Source organism: Pantoea sp. B_9 (assembly GCF_008632015.1).
GTDB lineage: Bacteria > Pseudomonadota > Gammaproteobacteria > Enterobacterales > Enterobacteriaceae > Pantoea > Pantoea dispersa.
In genome coordinates, this window is sequence record NZ_VWVL01000013.1 from 1 (window position 1) to 17,946 (window position 17,946).

A 17,946-nucleotide genomic window follows, 5' to 3' on the forward strand; every position below is an offset into this window, starting at 1 on the left:
CAGGAGCCACAGAGAACGCCAGCGATACTCAGGGCCAGCAGAACGCCGATACAGCCCCACAGACGGCCTCAGGAGCCACAGAGAACGCCAGCGATACTCAGGGCCAGCAGAACGCCGATGCAGCCCCACAGACGGCCTCAGGAGCCACAGAGAACGCCAGCGATACTCAGGGCCAGCATAACGCCGATGCAGCCCCACAGACGGCTTCAGGAGCCACAGAGAACGCCAGCGAATCTGAAAGCTCTACAATGTATCGCGTACAGGTTGGCGCTACCGAATATGTCGCCGTCATTGTTGGGAAAGTCAAAGTTAAGCTGATTGACTCCAATGAAGAAATCGAAATTAACGCAGATCAGTTGAGGTAATTATGAAAGGCAAAAAAGCTATCGTAAGTATCCTGTTATCGGCAATTAAGCTATCAGCTTTTGCAGTGCTTGCCTTTGTGCGGCCACTGGTAAGCTATATCTGCCATATCGGTAGCTTTGTTTGCCTTATAGGTTTTATCTTCTGCCTAACCTTAATGAAAGGTGAATCACCTGTATGGCAGTTCCTGACCGCAGGTGTAACGCTGACAGCAATTACCTGGATTTATGATGGCTTGTTGGGTTGGCTTTCTCCCGGCAGTTTCTATGGGGAAAAATAATTACTACTACGGAAAAAAAATGGGCTGGCACCGTCCAGCCCTCTCCCCCCTGCAATACCCCGCCTAAAAGCCCTGAAAAAATACACCAAAAAAATAACCTTATTTGATCCCTAAAAGGTTGCATCCTGAACCCTTTAAGGGTACAATTTATTTACTGGAGTTAAGGAATGAGGTCAAAAATCATGACAGTAAACGTAAATTTATTAGGCTACAAAGGACTTGATGCGGAAGGCCGTGCTGTGTTCCTGCATCAGAATGGCGCCATGTATGCCACGCGTTTTAGTGCAGGCGTAAGCAACGATGCGGGCCAGACCGAGATCGCTAACCTTCTGGATGCAGCTGTAAGCGGTGACGTTGAGTTTGCATTCAAGGGTTTTAGTCTCGAAGAGCCGACTTACTACAGCGTCCAGGCAGTCAGAGAACAAGCATGATTAAGAGTTTCAAGGATGGTGAAACCGGCGCGTTGTGCCGGTTCTATCGGGACGGTACAAGAAGCGCTGAAATCCCGGCGCTTATTGAAAACTCGTTGAAACGTAAACTTGACCTTATTGAAGCAGCAACTACCGAGAAATCCTTGTTTGCACCTCCCAGTAATAATTATGAGAGGCTTTCCGGGAATCTCATTGGCTGGTCTAGCATTCGGGTAAATATTCAGTGGCGGCTGATTTTCCGCTGGCGAGAAGGGGCCGCGATGGATATTTACTTAGACCCTCATAAATACAGATAGGAGACGCGATGGAAACGAACTTAAGGGAGCCAACCACTGTAGGCGAAATGCTTACAGAGGAATTTTTAAAAGACCTCAATATGAGCCAGGAGCATTTTGGTAAACAGTTGGGCCTGTCTCGTAAAGTTATCAACCAGATTTGTTTGAACAAAAGACGCATCACAGTAGAGGAAGCCGTAGACATGGCCATCCTGTTAAACACAGATGCCGATTTCTGGATCAGAGTACAAGCTAACCATGATGAATGGTTAGCCCGTCAGCAGGAGAACGAGCGCAGGTCTAAAGGGTTAAGACCGCTTTTTGTAGCTCATATGCTTTAGCAATAAACAGGTTAGATAAGTTAGAAGTTCTATTAGAGGAACGGCAGGGATTGGCCCCCTGCCGTTGAGACAAATCAGATACCGTCGGAGATACCTTATGTCACAGCTCGATTATAACAGCAAAACCCAACGCATCAATACCGTTAATCCGCAGGCCGATGAACTGCCTTTATTAACGGTTGCTGAATATGAATCAATTATCTATGCCCGCCCCCATATGGTTGACTTTATGGCGGCCATGCTTTCGAAGGTCATGGACTCCAAAGACTTCAGCAAAGTTCACTAACTGAAAATTGATAACTGATCTCCATTATTGATATTAAGGCGGGATGTCCCGCCTTTTGGATGCCTGATGAAAAAAACTAGCGTTTACATGATTGCAATTTTAACCCTGGCAACGTTGCCAACCGCTGAAGCAGCTGGCCGCATTGTAAAGATAATCGACGGTGACACACTCGATTTTTTAGACGGAACAAAATTGCAGCGTGTCAGATTGGTTGATATTGATGCACCGGAAAAGAATCAGCCTTTCGGCAATAGAGCAAAACGTAAGCTTAATGAACTGGTGCAGGGAACTAATGATGTGTTGCTACAACCTACAGGTAAGGACAGATACGGCAGAGTATTAGGGCGGGTTATAGTTAAAAAATGTCAGCCCGCTTGTATGAATTATTACGTTAACGGCGAAATGGTAAAAAGCGGTTTTGCCTGGGCTTATCGCTATCATGGCAAAGCCAGCAGCCCCTGGATGGAAAATCTTGAACGTCAAGCCCGTTCTGAAAAGTTAGGATTATGGCAAGACCCAGAAGCAATAGAGCCGTGGCAATGGCGGCGTGACCATCATTGATTAATCGAGTAAAGGAGATTGCTATGAGAAGCTTAACTACGGGTGTCGCATTGTTTTTCGTCGGAGCATTGCTAATGGCTAGTACAGGCTATGCAGGCGTTAACAGTGATAATGTTATACAACAGGTAATAAACGCATTGATGGATGAAAAAAATCCGTTCTACCATATCGCATGGTTAGGTTTTATTCTGACTTTGACGGGAAGCATTTTGCTACTTTACTGGATGCTTTTTGGTGGAGTTAAAAAGGCGGAACGAAGCAGGTAAGCAAAGGCGCTACTACGGAAAAAAACTAAAGCCGGATTATCCGGCTTTTTTATCGTTGATTTCAAACTTACTGTTGCATGAGTTGCAGGTCACATCTAAATCACCCTTGCCCCACAGGTTGATCCCGCAAGAACATGTATATTTAAACCTCGTCGGCTTCTTCTGTTCGTTGCTACCTAACTCTACTCCCAGCGCTTCGAGTGCAGACATTTGTTCTTCACTTGCTGATCCTAACGCCTGGCTAGCAGCATGACGCACAGGCAAACGGTCTAACCATGAAATATTGAAATTGTCTTTAGCAAGCAATTGCTCATAGGCTGCTAAAAATTTTCCTCCTTCAATTGGATAGTCTGCCATTTTCTCACCAGTTTTTTTCCCGCCAGGTTGCCCGGTATCAGAAGGCATCAGCCCAACGGACTCCATCAACTCAGCCCATTCTTTATTGTGATAACCCCTGCGGCCCGGTTTACCGAAATGGAATTGCCAGGCATGGGTCATTTCGTGTACCAGTGTTTGCATGATCTCGACGAGAGGAACCACCGCAAAGTAACTAGGGTTCAGCGCGATTTCATCAGTAAAGCTTTTGTCCATGCGATGAACAAACCGCTTTGATGAAAAGTAGCCATACGTTTTTTTCTCCCGCTGTAAGGTGATCAGGCAATAAGGAATTTCACCGTTAAAAAGCGTTTGGTTGAAATGGTCAAAGGCTACCTGCAATTCGTTGTAAGTTTCACCCGTTGGATTGTATTTCATGCTCTTTCCTCATTGGATTGTACAAACCAATTATAACTCTATTGGATTGTACAATCCAATAAAAGGTGAAAAAAAGTGTAGACTAAATTAGTATAGATAATGGATTGTACAATCCATTAGTTGAGGCTATTTCTAATAACCGACGCCTTTTAACTTATGGATTGTACAAACCAATCAAACAGAAGTCGTGATTATTTGGATTGTACAATCCATAACAATATTTCGACGCGTCGAAATTTATCAGCCCGATATTGAAATCCCATTTTATTTCCGTAGTAGTTAGTTTCCTAAGTAATTATTAGCATTTCATATGTTGGAACGCTCGATCCAGACATTTGCTTCCGTAGTAGGCTGTTGCAAGGAATTTCGACGTGTCGAAATTACTGCTTTAATTAGTAGCTAATGCAGGATAGACTAGCGTCAGCAAGTGGACTACTGCGCTAAAGCTCAGTAGTCGTAAACGGTGAGGATTTGATATGAGTACCGATCTTAAAAGGGTTAGCGCGTATGTGACTGAAAGTGAGAAAGCGGAGTTTTCGGGTAGAGCAAAACTGGCAGGCTACACCGAATCGATGTTACTCGCTTTCATCGTGCGCCAATTTTTAAAGAATCAGAGCGCAGAGTTACCGACTAACCAGCCACATGATCTAGGTTTAAAAAGTGACAGAGTAACGGTTAGGTTTAGACCTAAGCACTATGGAAAACTTCTTGAGCTATCGAGCGCTAGAGGCATGAAGCCAAGCTCTTACTTATCTTACTTGTTCATAGTGCATTCAACTCAAAATCCCGTTTTCTCAAAAGCAGAGTTAGCCGCTGTGAGAGAAGCGGCCAAAGAACTTGCAGCGTTGGGAAGAAACGTAAACCAGATAGCAAAAGCAATTAACATCACAGACGAAGAAATCTATCAGGTAAAGAAGCTGGAGCTACAAGAACTGTCTGCGCAACTCAACGCGATCAGATCCGGTTTGAAAGATATGCTTAGAGCTAACCTTGATTCCTGGGGAGTGAAAGACAATGGCTGATGAAGCGTTTGAATTTTTACTAAATGGCAGACGAGCGCGTAATCCAAGATTACGTATGAAAGGCGGGCGCAAATCACAGCTTACAAGTCTGGTGCGTAAAGCTCCTGAAGTAATGGTTAAAGTGAGCGGCGGCGGAACAACCATCAAACATGTTTTTGACCACATGCAGTATATAACCCGTAACGGCGAACTGGACGCGGTTACAGACAGGGACGAAAAAGTAGGTAGCAAAGAAGAGCTAAAGGATTTACTTGATTCCTGGGATATGGAATTACAGCGCGGGCAGGGAAAGTTAAAGCAGGCTTTTAATATTGTGTTGTCGATGCCCGCAGGAACGCCCCCGGAGAAGCTTCTGGATGCGGCTAAAGGTTTTGCGAGAGAAGAGTTTGCAGGGCAACATCATTACATGATGGTTCTGCATACGCCCGAACGTGATCCACATAAAGACGCACCACCTCATCCCCATGTACATCTTGTAGTAAAGGCTGAGAATTTCGAAGGTAAGCGCCTGTATATAAGAAAGGCCACGTTAGAAAAATGGCGCTTTGGTTTTGCCGAGCAGCTCCGGGATCGTGGTATTGAAGCCAATGCGACACCAAGAGAAGTAAGAGGCCAGACGAGAAAACAGAAAGTGCCTGGCGTATACTTTGCAGAGAAACGCGGGCGCTCTACCGTTGATACTGAGAAAAGAAAAGAGGTATCTCAAGAGCTATTATCCGGTAAGCCTCAGGAAAAACCCTGGGAAAAAGCCATAATTTATAAAAGGAAAAAGCTGGTCAGTTCGTTACTAGAGGTAGCGAAAGATCTAGAAAAAGATGGCGACAGGGAGTTAGCCGGGGAAGTAGTAAAATACGCAAAGGAGTTACCAGCTCTGACTACAGAACGGCGTGAAATGCAGAAACAGTTAGTCTCTGAAATCGACAAACACAAGACTAAGCAAACCGACAAAGAAAAGACATTTAAAGAAGATAAGGAGAGGTAAAATGTTCAAAATGAGATTGTTACTTTGTATCGCCGTCCCTTTTGTTCTGGCCGGGTGTAATGATGAAGTGCCAACCTCCGATCAGGTGAAACAAGCCTTTATTACATCAGGCTACGGCAAGGAAATTGTTTCACAGATTAAGGTAGAAAAATGCCAGGCAGGTGCAAAATCTGAGGCCACTTGCGACATAACCCTTGATAGCAGAACCGTAGCAAGACGCTTTATCAAGAATGATAAAGGGGATTGGCTGGTATCTTCTTAACGCTCATGTGAGATCAAAGTCGTCGTCAAAGACATGTGCTTTATCGTAAATGTGGTTATACGAAACAAGATATTTTAAGCCATCGTGCAATGACGTGGGGCGCTCGAACTCAAGCCAAAACAGGCCGCTGTATGTACGGCCAAACCAGAAGCCCCCACCGCAGGATTTTGGACGCTGAAAAAAGACCCAACCGCCCTCTATAAACCTTTCCAGAACCTCTCCCCGATATACGATTTGATAATTGCTGTCTTTACCGCCCATAAGTCACACCGCCCATAAACTGTATTTATATACAGTATATAGCTTTAAAGCAGCAATGACCAAATGTTCAGTTTTTCTGAAAAAGCAACGAGACAGCAACCGCCCTGCAGCGAGTTGGCCAGCTGAGCCAGCATAAAGATGATTAGCTAAAAAACAGTTAGTTAGGATGTGACTCAGCGCTTTTTTAGTATTCAAAAAAACTGATTCAAAAAAAGCGCTTTTAGGGATCTCTTTTCAGTGTGCCGAATTAGCTAGTTTTGGGTTGTCCTTAAGCATCTGCTTGTATGCTTCGTTTAATGAATAATTGAGCATATCGATAAACGTTAGTGCTTTATCACCCTGCCATAAATGATCATCATGGCACGTTACATCTTTAAGAGGGCGGTATTCGCCTGTGTCCTGCTTAACCAGCCCTTCGCCGTCCGAGCCGCAACGGTAGCTACTCGACTCAGAAACTTTTAACGGTTCTTCAAAATTTATCAGGGGAATCCCGGCAGCATGAGCTATCGGCGTTAAAAGAACGACCGCACACAAAAATGATAGGCTGCGTTTCATGACTTCCTCCGGTTAACCAGGGTTCGAATAGCTACAAGTACCAGAAGAGCCAGTAACGCGACGACGAGAGCATTTGCCATTACAGGAGAGGTAGAAGCAACGTGTGTATAAGCCCATCCAACCACGCCAACAAGAATCATTACAATAGCAAGAAGAGTAAGAATCTTTCTGCCGATGCTTAAAGCACTGCGAGCCATAAGGCCAGTTCTGTTTAAAAATCTGCTCACGCTATTTCTCCTTTCTAACTACCTGCTTATTTAATTGATTTCAGCGCTTCCGTAAGCGCTTCTACAGCCCAATCCGGGCACGGCCTGGAGCTAGGCTTGTCAGGGTCATTTACCCACGACCTGATCGTTCTGACGGAGCAGGGGCGGCGCGTATACTCGCATATCAGCATTGCGGCCTTTGCCTGAGTCAATTCGTTATCAGATAACAGGGAAAGAAACATTGCTCTGTTATCTGACACCATAAGTACCGTCTTTTTTAAAGATAATGCTAACCTGTCCTTCTGCCGGGACTTCCATCACTTCCCGGATTTTTTTATTAATGGCACTTTCGGTAGCGCTCACATATACCGGAGTCCCTTTAATACATACGCTGAGTGATCCGGCAATGACCGTCAAAACAACACAGGTGTTAGTTATTGTCCTGATAATTTCAGCTATATGCTGTGAGGAAGCATTTCTCAAATCTGTTATTAGTTGCGTTAATTCCGTCTGATGGTGAAAAAAATAGAGCAAAAAAATCACCATAAAAATGCAAAGGGACTGAACAAAATAGTTCCATAAGATTAAGATCACTCTCCAGGAAAAACCAATGTAGCTGAATACCGAAGCAATACGCGTACGCCAGTCTTTTTTAACGCCCCTGACTATTTCTTCATACTGTTCAAGCGGCATCGCGCCGACCTCAATACCATTTACATTAATAACTGCCGTACCATCACGCATATGTGGACTCTCCGATCGATAAGTAAAATAGGCACAAGTGCCTCCCTAAGCATAATAGGCATTTGTGCCTATTCGTGCAAGGGTAAAATTTCTTGCTATGTACGAAAACGACCGATTTCGTACCCCCTAAATTGATAGTGTCCGAAATATAGCTTTTTGCATTTAGTACGCACATAATGAAAAGTACACCCTTTTAGTACAGGAAAACAGAATGTCACGAGTTTTTGCCTATTGCCGTGTGTCTAAAGACAGCTCGCATACAGATAATCAGAAGATAGAAATCAAGGCTGCGGGGTTTCACGTTGTACCGACCCGCTGCATAGAGGAAGTAATCAGCGGTTCTGTGCCGTCAGCCCAGCGACCGGGCTTTCAGAAACTGCTGGACAGACTTGAAGCCGGAGATGTGCTTGTTGTAACTAAAATGGATAGATTAGGCAGAAATGCTATGGATGTGAGGGCAACCATAGATCATTTAAAAGAGATTGGCGTCAGGGTTCACTGTCTGCAATTAGGCGGGGCAGACTTAACCAGCGCGGCTGGTAAGATGATAATGCAGGTTATCAACGCTCATGCTGAGTTTGAGCGTGATTTACTGGTTGAAAGGACACGGGCAGGGCTTGAAAGAGTAAAGGGCGCAGGGAAGAGATTAGGTAGAAAGCCAGCCTTAGACGATGTGCAAAAAGGTGAAGTCATTAATGCACTTTTAGCCGGCACGTCAGTAGCGGCTGTTTCCAGGCAATTTAAGACAACACGACAGACAATATTACGCATCAGAAAAGCATGGGAAAGCAGTCAGGCTAACGCTTCAGATTGAAGCCGCTTTTTTCAAGGTTCTTTGCGAATGTCATAACGTCAGTAACGCGAAACTTCCGGGTTCCTGTAGCTTTTATCGGGGCCGGGAACGGAACGCCGTTCAGCTCTCCATTATTCAGGTGAGTTAAAACCTCACCTGTAGACATTCCCAGCATAGTTGCAAGCGTCTTAGTATCGATAGTAATGCTCATATTCACCTCTTAGCTAAAAGCGTATCAGCCTGTTTAACGGCTTCCTTTTCGGTTCGGTACTTACCCCATGCGGCCATAATAAGATCCGGATAGGTAGCAACGCCACGCGAACCATTGTAGCGACCAAGCGCATAGAAGAGATTACCATGCTCAAGGTCAAGATAATGGCGTAGGATTGTGCAACCGTAACGGAGGTTAGTTCTTACCGGGAAAAGGTCATCGCTTCCATCATTGATAGCCGAAGTCCAGAAGGGCATAACCTGCATTAACCCGCGAGCGCCCACGACAGAAACCGCGTAACGGTTAAATTTACTCTCAACATCGATAACGGCCAAGACCAGCTCTGGATCAAGGCCCGCACGACTGGCCTCATAATAGACCGTTTCTAAAAACGTTTGCGCCTGCTGTACTGAGCCGAAACGCTTCCTCAATCGCTCAGCCTGCAACGCTACCCATTTGATTTCGTCTACTCCGGAAATAAAATCTTTACTGGCATCTGAATTAATCTGAGCCGCCATGACTGATTTTACACTTGCAGATAAAACCTCATATTGTTGGCCCCCGGCAAATGCCGGGGCGCAAACTGGCAGCAACATAGCAAACAAAACACTTTGCAGGGCTGCTTTCATCGTGACAGCTCCTTATCCTGATCCAGAGTTTTTGATTTCTCTTTGGCCGTCTGCTGTTCGTTGGATTTGTTTTTTGTAACAGCTGGCGTTGGTACTCGTTCGCCGTTCTCCATCATCTGGCTTAACGTTTCACGCAGGGCCGCAGTAAATTCAGCCTGCTTATTTTTATCATCGGGCCATTGGTTAGCAGCAAATTTTTCGCCAGCTGACATCGTGACATAAGCAGCCGTAAGCTCTGGATGCTTCTCTAATGCCTTGTCTCGCGTATCATTGTTGAATGATTTTACTTTCTCTACAGACCAGGTAGAGCGGTGAGTTTCAATCTGTTCCGAGCCAAGAACTTTCCCCTGATCATCCTTGATTTCGCGGGTGACGCGTACAGGCTCTTTCCCTTTGTACTCTAAATCAATCCTGTCGCCTTTTTTAACACCGGCGTCATTGATAGCCCTTTCGAGATCCTGGCCCCATAACTCGCGCTCGTTACCGTTATCAGCACGGTATTTAACAAAATACGATTCCGACTCTTTCTTATCGTGATTATAAAAGTCTTTCCCATGTTCAAGCAGAGTCCCCCTATGCACATTTGGCTTAGGAGGTTCTTCACCTTGCGTCTGTTCTTCTTTGATTACGCCAGGGCCAGTCTGACGGCCCGCGCCTTGCTGCTGTTCGCTGCTGGTGCGAGATGCTTTGCCGCTACTCCCTAAAGGCTGTTGCTGGCTCTGAGCGGCTTCTGTGGCCCTCTCACGGTTTTGGCCCTGCTCGATGGAGTTAGAACGGCCAGCATTTTGATCGGCACTTTTGTCTTTACCGTCCCTTTGTAAAAGCGTCATCAAGTGCGCTTTCTCGACTTCTGTAGGCTTATAGCCTGATACCTCAAGGCCGCGCTGAGAAGCTTCCAGCCAGGCCGCACGCCGGAACTCTTCATTACCTCGCACACGGATAGAATCCCAGTTACGGGACTCAGCAATAGTGATCAGGTCTTTAATCACCTGGCTATTTTGGCTCTTCGTGGATAAGCGCGTTCCCTTATCTTCAAAGGCGAGCGTCTTATCATGAAAATGGTATTTTTCATCAAGTTTCACATAGCGCGCGGCCACTGAAGAGGGAATAGCTTTATCATCTGCTTTGGTTTGTTCAGCCTTTTTACCTGGTACGGCAGAGAACGGAGATTCTTCAGGCTGAGGCGCGTCCCTGTCGCGGCTATATCCGGGCGCTGGCTGTGATTGCACTTCTTCCCGGATGCGTCGCATATCTTGACGTTGCAGCTCAAGAAACTCTTTTAAACGTGCGTCCTGTTCACGCTCGTTACTTTGCTCAATTTCATTAACAGCAAAAGCTTTCGTTTCACTCTCCTTGTAATGCAAATCCTCAGCCTGCAATTTTCCTTTTAATTTTTCTTCTGATGAACCTTTAGAAGCACCTTTGTTATCAAGCATGTTTTTAGTATTTTCTTCACCGACAAGGGCCATTAATTCATCCTTAGATGAAACGGCTTCTTTGGCTACCTGCTTGCGGCCAACTAAAAAAGAAACGGTGCCGCCTGTAACTTCACCGTTAGCTTGTTCGATCTCGTAACGGATACCCGTAGCAAACTGATTATTTACTTTAAAAGCACCGCTGTTAGTAAAGTCCTGTTCCTGCTCGCTCATATACCCACCTTAATCATTCATGCTTGATAAAAAGGAATCCACAGCCATTTTCATTTGCTCTGCATCCAGATCGCCTTTTGGTATTTCAATATCATCAAAGGCCATATCAAAATCGTCCAAGCTCAGAGTATCTAAAACCGATATATTCTTATCGGTAATAATCATCTCTTCTTTTACTACTTCTGATTCTCCTTCTATATCAATATGAGGCTTAGTTACAGAGCTTATTTTAATCTCTATTGGATCAAAAACATGCTTAGGTAACAAGCGCTTTCTGAATAATTTCTCCTTGTCGTAGAAAATTTTCTCGCACAATATAGGATCAATCTCAGTGAAAATTATCTCTCTCTTTTTACCGAGTTTTTTGACTTCACGAGGAGACATTAACTCCTGTTTGGCCTGACTTATATTTACCGTGGCTTTGCCGGGGCCAAAGGCAGGCTTACTATGAGATTTAGCCTTAACTGTTTTATAGCCGAGAGCGGTAGAAATTTCCGTAGCATCCTTAATTTCCTTTGGAGCAAAAACAACCCTCGCCTGCAAACAGCGGATAATCGTTTCCGCATCTTCCCTGCCATAAACAGAAAAAAGCTGAGACGGCCCCTGAATGATAACAAGAGGAATAATGTCATAGCCGCCCAGCACACCTACATTGCTCGCAAAAACGTTCATACGACCAAGAGCAGTAAATTCATCGAGCACAAGAGCAAGCTTATACTTTATCTCTTCAGGGTTATCTTCACGCATCTCTACCGTGTTAAGGTCAATGATTTGTTGCATAAGCAGATTTAACAAAAGCTGCAAACGCTCTAAATCACCTGGACGCACACCGATATAAAAAGAAATTCTGCGCTTGCGCAAATCCCTTAAATCAAATGAACTGCATGATGTAGCCGAATCAACTAACGGGTTAAGCCAAAGCTCTAATTTAGCTGTGAAGGTTTTTCTGATAGAAGCCTGAGTATTACCGCTGGTAAAAATGAAATCATATAACGCAGCCTTACAAGCGTGAGACAGTGGCTTTGTAGATTTCTCCCTAGCCTCAATAATGTTTTTCCAGTGTTCGCCAATTGTCTCACCTTCGCCGTGCATGATTTGCCGAACGACCTCGCCCAGCGTTCGCGGCAAGCCTGGAGTTTCAAAGATATAGAGTGTCAGCCCTAAAAACAGAGTACGGCAAGCAGCGGGCCAGAATGGATCACCATCAACGGGATCGGGTGACAGGTAGTTAGCAATCTTCTGTATATCATCGATACGCCCTGCGGGCGTGTCAGTCACATAATCCAGCGGGTTCCACTGGCAAGTAAAACCATCCTTATCAACCGGATTGAACAGGTATACATCACTGTATTTAGCCCTAAAGCCACTGGTAAGCCTGTATGACTCCTGGCGGATGTCAGTTATCACAACGCTGTCGGGCCAGTTGAGCATGTTTGGCTGAACGACACCGCGCCCTTTACCGCTTCGGGGTTCTGCTGCCAGTAATGCTCCAACCTGGCCTGGAAGCATAACAAAGCGCCCGTTATGCTTACCTAATATCAATCCGTCATTACCTAAATATCCCGCCTCCTTAATCTCTTTTGACTTCGCAAAACGTGCGTCACCGTATAAAGGTTTTGATGCAGGAATGAATAAAGCGATACATGAGCCAAAGCAAATGACCGCCGCAAATATCATGCACCATTTTAAGGTTTCCACAACATGCGGAATATTGTTGTAGCTTACCCAATACTGGTACACAGTCCACGGAGTCGCCGTATATGGTGAGAGTTTTATACGCCAAAGAAAGAAATAACCCGCCAGATAAAACGTCCCGACCAATGCCACAACAATCATTGTGGCGATTAGTCCGATCTTTGCTTTTTTTGATTGCGCTTCGGTCAATAACATATCTTTACCTGTTAATTAATTCACGCTTACGCTTCGGATCGTAATAAATACCTGTTACTTTCCTTCCCTTGCCAGGCACATTATGAAACTGCAAAATCACATCTACGTTAGCAAAAAGGAAAGCCCGAATATCATCAGTGGTCAAATTTCGGCCTGCTTCTGATTCTTTGATGTAAAGTATCATCTGAGCAATGGCAAGCTTAGGGCTATTAGCGTGAACAGTGGTTATCGTTCCCGGATGCCCTGAGTTTACGTTACGCATATAATAAAATGCTTCTGCCCCTCTTAACTCTGACAGCAAGACGCGATCAGGATTAAGACGTAAAACCACTTCAATTAAATCCTTTATGGTAACTTTAGCCCTTCCCTGTTCTCCACGACTAAAGAGCAAGCGGACTACATCCTTATGGATTCTGAATATATTCTCTAAGGCATCCTCAAGGGTTATAAGGCGTTCATCAGGAGGAATGCACTCAATAAAAGCGTTACCGTAAGTTGTCTTACCGGCGCTAGTCGCGCCGGAACAAACAATATTTTTTTTATAAAAAATTGCCTTCTCAATAAACTGGCGTATTTTTCCGGAATTTTTCAGCTCAAGCAATTCCGCTTCATGGGGTTCTAATTCACTTTCATCTAACGCAACATCATCAAATCCGCCCTGCGAATCTAAATCATCCATTGTGAAAAACTTAGTCGGCGTCCTTATCGCAATAGCAATTTTCCCGGCGGGTGTGGCTGGCGGTAATACAACCTGTATACGCTGCCCTGAGGGCAGCGTTGTACCTAACAGCGGTGTTGACTCATCTACTTTCTGGCTGCTGTGGTTAGCAACTAATTTTGATAACCCTTTGCACCAGTCAAAAGTAATCTTCGCATCTTCATGAAATTTCTTTCCGTAGGAGCCTTGAGTAATGACTATACCCGGTTCGTTAATATGAATATCGTTTGTACCCTCTATATCAAAATAGGGCTGCAAACCGCGCAGCGCTATCTCTAAGGTACTTTCTGCATTTTTCATCAATATTCTCTTATCGGGTTGGCTCTAATGAATAAACATCGGAAAAATCCACATCACGCGCCACGTAGATATAAACCCGGCTACCCTGGTTACGCGTTAACGTTGGAGGAATGTTAGCTGTCTGCTTAATGACCTCACTGGTCACATCACTGGCCGCTTGTGCCGTATTACCAAAATTGATATTGGTGTTTGAACCGCTATTGCTGCCCGCACTGTTAGCAAGAGCTTGTCCGGTATCATCAATCAGGCTGATCATGATTGCTGCCCCGAAACGCTCCCAAAAGTGCGTATTAACGTAACCATCAAGGCCAGAACGACCCAGGCTATCACCGCCACCTGATAACAAAGGAACCCTGACCTTATTAGGCGTTCTGGCTTCAGCCCAAAGGACGAAAAGACGTTTCTGGCCGTTTGTAAGCCCACGGCGGATCTGTCCGAGGTATCGGGTGCCTTTCTCCATCAGGATAACGGTCTTGTCGTAGTTCCAGACATCCTCTGTTCCGATACAGGAGACCATACCGGGCAAGGTGCTATCTACGGCCTCAAACTGGTTACATGGGATTTCCTGGCCCTTCTCAAGTAAGAGGCTGGTATTCCCCATGTAGCTGGCTTTGGTGGAAGCAAGCTCTGTCGGCTTCAGACTGTCAGAGAGCGCATCACCAGACCCAGCAGTATCATTACCGCCCCCTTGCCCCTGCATGGCCATCTGAGGCGTTACAGGCTCATTAGAGGATGTATTACCGCTTTGGTTTGGTGAACTGACGCCGCCATTGCTGCCATTCATACCAAATTTAACGCCCGATTCGGTACGGCGTTTAAGTATGATCTGCTCAGGTGTCAGCTGAGGTTTACCGTTGTTCTGTGCCATCTGCGTGTTATTCGGCAATGGCGGCTTGCTCTCAGTTGTCGCCGCCGCTTCTGTAGGAGGATTGACAACATCATCCGGTAACGGTGGTGTTTCAAGAGGTCTAAGCCCGCTGTTTGACGAGGTGTTTGCTGGTACTTCCTGAGTGTTTTTTTGCGCAGCGTCAGCCCTTTTCTTTGCGATGATAGGCGCGTAATAGTTCCACATGAGCATGAGCATAAGACCCATAACGCATATAAAAATAATCCACTTAGTGAGCTTCCCTTGAAAATCGAGGGTTTTATTCACCGATGGAATAGAGCGTTCACCGCTATTAACGTTTTCCGGCTCTTCTTCCTGTTTTCTTCTACGGAAAAGAAATTTACTTTTCGGCTCTTTCATTCTGAGGCTCCTTTAATTACACGCTTAACATCAGGCGAAACTGTTTTGGTATACTCGCGGAATTTTGCGTACCTGCTCCATCCTTTGTTAAAGGCACAAGCAACCAAATCCCCGTTACGCATGACAAACTTTTTATCGAGACGCGAGATAACTACTGTCTCGTCGTCCTCCATAGTAAAAGGTGCCAAAGCTTCATTGCCCTGATCGTCAACATAATAAAATGTTGGTATATCCTGACCAGGAGAGAACTTGAACCGGGTAAACCTTCCGTCGTCCCATACGGCGATTGGGCTAACACTCTCTGGCCCTTCCAGCCAGTAATTAGTATTTCTTACCTTACCTTTACTTGAGGCAAAGATAGACTGCACTCGTGTAGAATCAGCAGCGGCTTTTTGTGTTGCTGCTTCATCTTCAGGATATTTAAACAACACGCTATACATTTTCCGCACTTTACTAATTTTCAGGTCAAAATTATAAAAGCGCTTATTTGTAATAATCGTGATATTTGTATTCGGATCTAGGTTTGTTTTTGGCTTAATGAAAAAACCGCTTCCTTGCGCAATCACACCAATTTCCCAGGCTGAGGTGTCACCCCCGGCTAAATCCTGAATCCTCTCTGATTTGTCAAATTTCACAAAAGTCTGACGGCCTATCACGCCGTAAAGCTGGATAACGTTGTAAGGGTCATAATTCACCGTTAATACACGCGAATCCTTTGGTGATGGCGATGGGTTAGATACGGCCAGCACTGGTAAAGATACGCAAAAAGAGACAGCGATAACTAAAGCCCTGAGTTTCATGCTTAGTCTCCCCCTTTTTGGTTAGGCGCGACCAGTGCTTGCGGCGCAGCTGCTGACTGCTGCTGTTCTGGCGGTAGCGTAGCCGTGGGTTTGTTCACTACTGACGAGGCCACGAATGGATCGTTTCTGTATGCCGTAACCTGGAATCCCAGCGGGTTAATACGGAACTCTTTTTCGGCAGTCGGGGCATTGCCTCTTTTAAACTCAACTGTAGCTATCCAGCGTTCGGGCTTAAGTTGCTGCTGCCCTTTGGTTACATAGCGCTGATAATCAACCGTAGCGACCGCCAGATCGCCATCTGAGTTAGGAGTCAGGCGAATGGAGTTAATTTCAATACGCACCGTTGCGCTCTTTTTATAAACCTTGAATGGCGACTGAGGATTATTGTCGTCCCAATAGTCCATCCACTGAGTACGCAAAACATTGTTCATGTATGCCGCTGCGGTTTCATAATTAAGATAAGCAGTGTCGTAGGTGTAATTTTCCCTGGCTAACATAAAGTCATTAATAGCCTTTCTCGCAAAAGCTGAATCAAGAGGGATTTTCACCTCATCCAGACTCTGAAGCGGGAACACCTCACCCTGTGATTTATCCATAACAACGGTGGCGGGCGGCATTACCTTTTTTAGTGGCATCATGGTTGCTATGGCAATAAGTGAAAGCCCAAGCAAACCACCCAGGCCAAACGCAACACGCCAAGCTTTACGTTCACCGTCCCGGCTTTGCTTCAGCTCGTTCTCTTCCCAGCTGTTAATCGACGCAACGAGGTTATCCAGATCCTCGTTTTCTTGTAGAAAGCGCTTCAGCTTAGCAAGAGACGCTAATTCTTCGCCTTCTTCACTCTGGTTTAAATGCGTTTTTTCAGAAGTCATTCCAGTTCCTCTACAGCACTATTAAGAACAAACGTAAGAAGCAGCAGCATCAGGAGATTTCGCAGCTGCTGGATAAAGTGACGGATTAGCAGGGCGCAGATGATTCCCCTTACAGGAAGGCGGTTTAGGCGCTCCTGCACATGCTGAAAGAAGAAGAACCGAAAGCAGAACCAAAGTCATTTTGTGCATTTTGTACCCTCAAAAAAAAAGAACACGCTAACACTTTAGCATGTTCTGTATATACAGAAAAGGGGAAACTGTCATTTTGTTAGGCTGGTGCGATCCCGCCTTTACGCTTCTGGTAGCGCTCACGGGTGAACTTGTAAGCCCCGCCAAGCCCTTTCCCTAGATCCTTGCCGCCAGCTCTGAGACCTGCTGGCCCGTGACGGCTGAACACTGCAAGGCCCATTCTGCCGACGCCGTAGCTGGAGAGTGATATACCTCCGGCCAGCCCGGACGCGATAGAGGGAAGTTGCGCCAGTACCAGTAAACATATGCCGCCTGTTATCAGGAACGGGAAAAGCTGGTCAATCTGCGTAGCATCAGATATGGACGCTGTTGTAGAGGCTGCACGCTGATAAAAGTCGAGAACGAAAATACCCGCCGCCGCTACAAGCACCTGCAATACAAAGTAGTTAGAAAGCTGCTGAATCCAGGAATTGAAGAAATTACCCGTAGCCTGGAAAAGCAGCGTCAGGATGAAAATCGGCCCCAGGGAAATGATGATACTCAGCGCTATTTTTGACAGTACAGTCAGGAAACAGGCATACAGGGTGACGACAATAGTTTCAGCCCATACGAGGATAGCAATAATGTACATACCAAAATCGCCGTCAAGTATGCCGCCTTTATCCCAAAACTTCTTACCAACGCTATAACCGCCATCTAATATCTGATCCAGAATATTAATAGTGGTTGTCGCATTGGTTGTACCACGCATTACGTTGGCTAGCTGTTCCGGTGTGTTATAGAAAAGGTCTGTAACGTATATACTGTAAGACATAAGATTTATCCCTATGCCAAATATTACGCCGACCTTAGCTATTCGAATCATGCCATCCATAATGGGTTCTTTTATCATACCCATTGCAGAAGCAAGACCCCACATAATAACGAATATACCTAACAGGTTGTAAGCCGCAGGGCCAATAGCCTGAGCTACGTTAGAAACACTCTCGCCAATATAGCCATGACATACATTATTAATGTATGTCATGACATTTTGATAAGGTGCGCTTGCCATAAGAAAC

General features: G+C 45.4%; 24 protein-coding genes. 12 read left to right on the forward strand and 12 right to left on the reverse strand.

All coding sequences use genetic code 11. The features are described 5' to 3' along the window. The 8 genes from F3I21_RS23290 to F3I21_RS22425 all read left to right on the forward strand — a co-directional run. Positions 1–365 (forward strand): hypothetical protein (locus tag F3I21_RS23290; protein ID WP_223815730.1); only part of this gene is annotated, 365 nt, incomplete at its 5' end. A 2-nt stretch (positions 366–367) separates the two neighbouring features. Continuing rightward, complete coding sequence (locus tag F3I21_RS22395; RefSeq protein ID WP_150059790.1) at positions 368–643, forward strand: hypothetical protein; 276 nt, start codon at positions 368–370, stop codon at positions 641–643. Positions 644–825: 182 nt separating this feature from the next. Then, positions 826–1,074: a hypothetical protein gene (locus F3I21_RS22400; protein WP_150059791.1), complete on the forward strand. Its 249-nt coding sequence runs from the start codon at positions 826–828 to the stop codon at positions 1,072–1,074. After that, positions 1,071–1,370, forward strand: a complete 300-nt coding sequence (locus F3I21_RS22405; protein WP_150059792.1) for a type II toxin-antitoxin system RelE/ParE family toxin — start codon at positions 1,071–1,073, stop codon at positions 1,368–1,370. The genes F3I21_RS22400 and F3I21_RS22405 overlap by 4 nt, the downstream gene beginning before the upstream one ends. An 8-nt stretch (positions 1,371–1,378) precedes the next feature. Further along, the gene (locus tag F3I21_RS22410) at positions 1,379–1,690 is read left to right on the forward strand and encodes a HigA family addiction module antitoxin (RefSeq protein ID WP_150059793.1); all 312 of its coding nucleotides are present in this window, start codon (positions 1,379–1,381) and stop codon (positions 1,688–1,690) included. A gap of 97 nt (positions 1,691–1,787) precedes the next feature. Continuing rightward, a complete protein-coding gene (locus F3I21_RS22415; RefSeq protein ID WP_150059794.1) occupies positions 1,788–1,976 on the forward strand; it encodes a hypothetical protein in 189 nt (62 codons plus the stop codon). Between the two features lie 66 nt (positions 1,977–2,042). After that, positions 2,043–2,537 carry a thermonuclease family protein gene (locus F3I21_RS22420; protein ID WP_150059795.1) on the forward strand — a complete coding sequence of 165 codons (495 nt, stop codon included), beginning with the start codon at positions 2,043–2,045 and terminating at the stop codon, positions 2,535–2,537. 23 nt (positions 2,538–2,560) lie between these two features. Further along, positions 2,561–2,803, forward strand: coding sequence for a hypothetical protein (locus F3I21_RS22425; protein ID WP_150059796.1), 243 nt, complete (start codon positions 2,561–2,563; stop codon positions 2,801–2,803). 36 nt (positions 2,804–2,839) lie between these two features. On the opposite strand, the gene F3I21_RS22430 is transcribed toward F3I21_RS22425, so the two are convergent. Then, positions 2,840–3,556: a SprT-like domain-containing protein gene (locus tag F3I21_RS22430; RefSeq protein WP_150059797.1), complete on the reverse strand. Its 717-nt coding sequence runs from the start codon at positions 3,554–3,556 to the stop codon at positions 2,840–2,842. A gap of 476 nt (positions 3,557–4,032) precedes the next feature. On the opposite strand from F3I21_RS22430, the gene mobC reads away from it, so the two are divergent. From mobC to F3I21_RS22445, 3 genes are read left to right on the forward strand one after another with little or no spacing between them, the layout of a single operon-like run. Next, positions 4,033–4,578, forward strand: a complete 546-nt coding sequence (gene mobC / locus F3I21_RS22435) for a plasmid mobilization relaxosome protein MobC (RefSeq protein ID WP_150059798.1) — start codon at positions 4,033–4,035, stop codon at positions 4,576–4,578. Continuing rightward, positions 4,571–5,560 (forward strand): relaxase/mobilization nuclease domain-containing protein, encoded by a 990-nt coding sequence (locus F3I21_RS22440; protein ID WP_150059799.1) that lies wholly within the window; start codon positions 4,571–4,573, stop codon positions 5,558–5,560. The genes mobC and F3I21_RS22440 overlap by 8 nt, the downstream gene beginning before the upstream one ends. A gap of 1 nt (position 5,561) precedes the next feature. Further along, positions 5,562–5,822, forward strand: coding sequence for a hypothetical protein (locus F3I21_RS22445; protein ID WP_150059800.1), 261 nt, complete (start codon positions 5,562–5,564; stop codon positions 5,820–5,822). A 3-nt stretch (positions 5,823–5,825) separates the two neighbouring features. Here the strand turns inward: F3I21_RS22445 and F3I21_RS22450 are convergent, their stop codons facing one another. The 3 genes from F3I21_RS22450 to F3I21_RS22465 all read right to left on the reverse strand — a co-directional run bounded on the left by F3I21_RS22450 (position 5,826) and on the right by F3I21_RS22465 (position 7,588). Continuing rightward, positions 5,826–6,083 carry a hypothetical protein gene (locus F3I21_RS22450; protein ID WP_150059801.1) on the reverse strand — a complete coding sequence of 86 codons (258 nt, stop codon included), beginning with the start codon at positions 6,081–6,083 and terminating at the stop codon, positions 5,826–5,828. Positions 6,084–6,317: 234 nt separating this feature from the next. Further along, positions 6,318–6,638 (reverse strand): hypothetical protein, encoded by a 321-nt coding sequence (locus F3I21_RS22455; RefSeq protein ID WP_190286124.1) that lies wholly within the window; start codon positions 6,636–6,638, stop codon positions 6,318–6,320. Between the two features lie 455 nt (positions 6,639–7,093). Continuing rightward, positions 7,094–7,588 (reverse strand): hypothetical protein, encoded by a 495-nt coding sequence (locus F3I21_RS22465; RefSeq protein WP_150059803.1) that lies wholly within the window; start codon positions 7,586–7,588, stop codon positions 7,094–7,096. Positions 7,589–7,799: 211 nt separating this feature from the next. Between F3I21_RS22465 and F3I21_RS22470 the strand changes: the two genes are divergently transcribed. Continuing rightward, positions 7,800–8,402 carry a recombinase family protein gene (locus F3I21_RS22470; RefSeq protein WP_150059804.1) on the forward strand — a complete coding sequence of 201 codons (603 nt, stop codon included), beginning with the start codon at positions 7,800–7,802 and terminating at the stop codon, positions 8,400–8,402. A gap of 192 nt (positions 8,403–8,594) precedes the next feature. On the opposite strand, the gene F3I21_RS22475 is transcribed toward F3I21_RS22470, so the two are convergent. The 8 genes from F3I21_RS22475 to F3I21_RS22510 form a co-directional block, all read right to left on the reverse strand. Then, on the reverse strand, positions 8,595–9,221 hold the full coding sequence (locus F3I21_RS22475; protein ID WP_150059805.1) for a transglycosylase SLT domain-containing protein: 627 nt from the start codon (positions 9,219–9,221) through the stop codon (positions 8,595–8,597). Then, the gene (locus F3I21_RS22480; protein ID WP_150059806.1) at positions 9,218–10,870 is read right to left on the reverse strand and encodes an LPD7 domain-containing protein; all 1,653 of its coding nucleotides are present in this window, start codon (positions 10,868–10,870) and stop codon (positions 9,218–9,220) included. Before F3I21_RS22480 ends, F3I21_RS22475 begins: the two co-directional genes overlap by 4 nt. A 9-nt stretch (positions 10,871–10,879) precedes the next feature. Beyond that, positions 10,880–12,760 carry a type IV secretory system conjugative DNA transfer family protein gene (locus F3I21_RS22485; protein ID WP_150059807.1) on the reverse strand — a complete coding sequence of 627 codons (1,881 nt, stop codon included), beginning with the start codon at positions 12,758–12,760 and terminating at the stop codon, positions 10,880–10,882. Between the two features lie 4 nt (positions 12,761–12,764). After that, complete coding sequence (gene virB11, locus F3I21_RS22490) at positions 12,765–13,778, reverse strand: P-type DNA transfer ATPase VirB11 (RefSeq protein ID WP_150059808.1); 1,014 nt, start codon at positions 13,776–13,778, stop codon at positions 12,765–12,767. A gap of 10 nt (positions 13,779–13,788) precedes the next feature. Further along, entirely contained in the window at positions 13,789–15,024 is a 1,236-nt protein-coding gene (gene virB10, locus F3I21_RS22495) for a type IV secretion system protein VirB10 (RefSeq protein WP_150059809.1), read from the reverse strand. Beyond that, the gene (locus F3I21_RS22500) at positions 15,021–15,824 is read right to left on the reverse strand and encodes a TrbG/VirB9 family P-type conjugative transfer protein (RefSeq protein ID WP_150059810.1); all 804 of its coding nucleotides are present in this window, start codon (positions 15,822–15,824) and stop codon (positions 15,021–15,023) included. The genes virB10 and F3I21_RS22500 overlap by 4 nt, the downstream gene beginning before the upstream one ends. Positions 15,825–15,826: 2 nt before the next feature. Further along, on the reverse strand, positions 15,827–16,696 hold the full coding sequence (locus F3I21_RS22505; RefSeq protein WP_150059811.1) for a virB8 family protein: 870 nt from the start codon (positions 16,694–16,696) through the stop codon (positions 15,827–15,829). 268 nt (positions 16,697–16,964) lie between these two features. Beyond that, complete coding sequence (locus tag F3I21_RS22510) at positions 16,965–17,939, reverse strand: type IV secretion system protein (RefSeq protein ID WP_150059812.1); 975 nt, start codon at positions 17,937–17,939, stop codon at positions 16,965–16,967. Positions 17,940–17,946 lie beyond the last annotated feature (7 nt).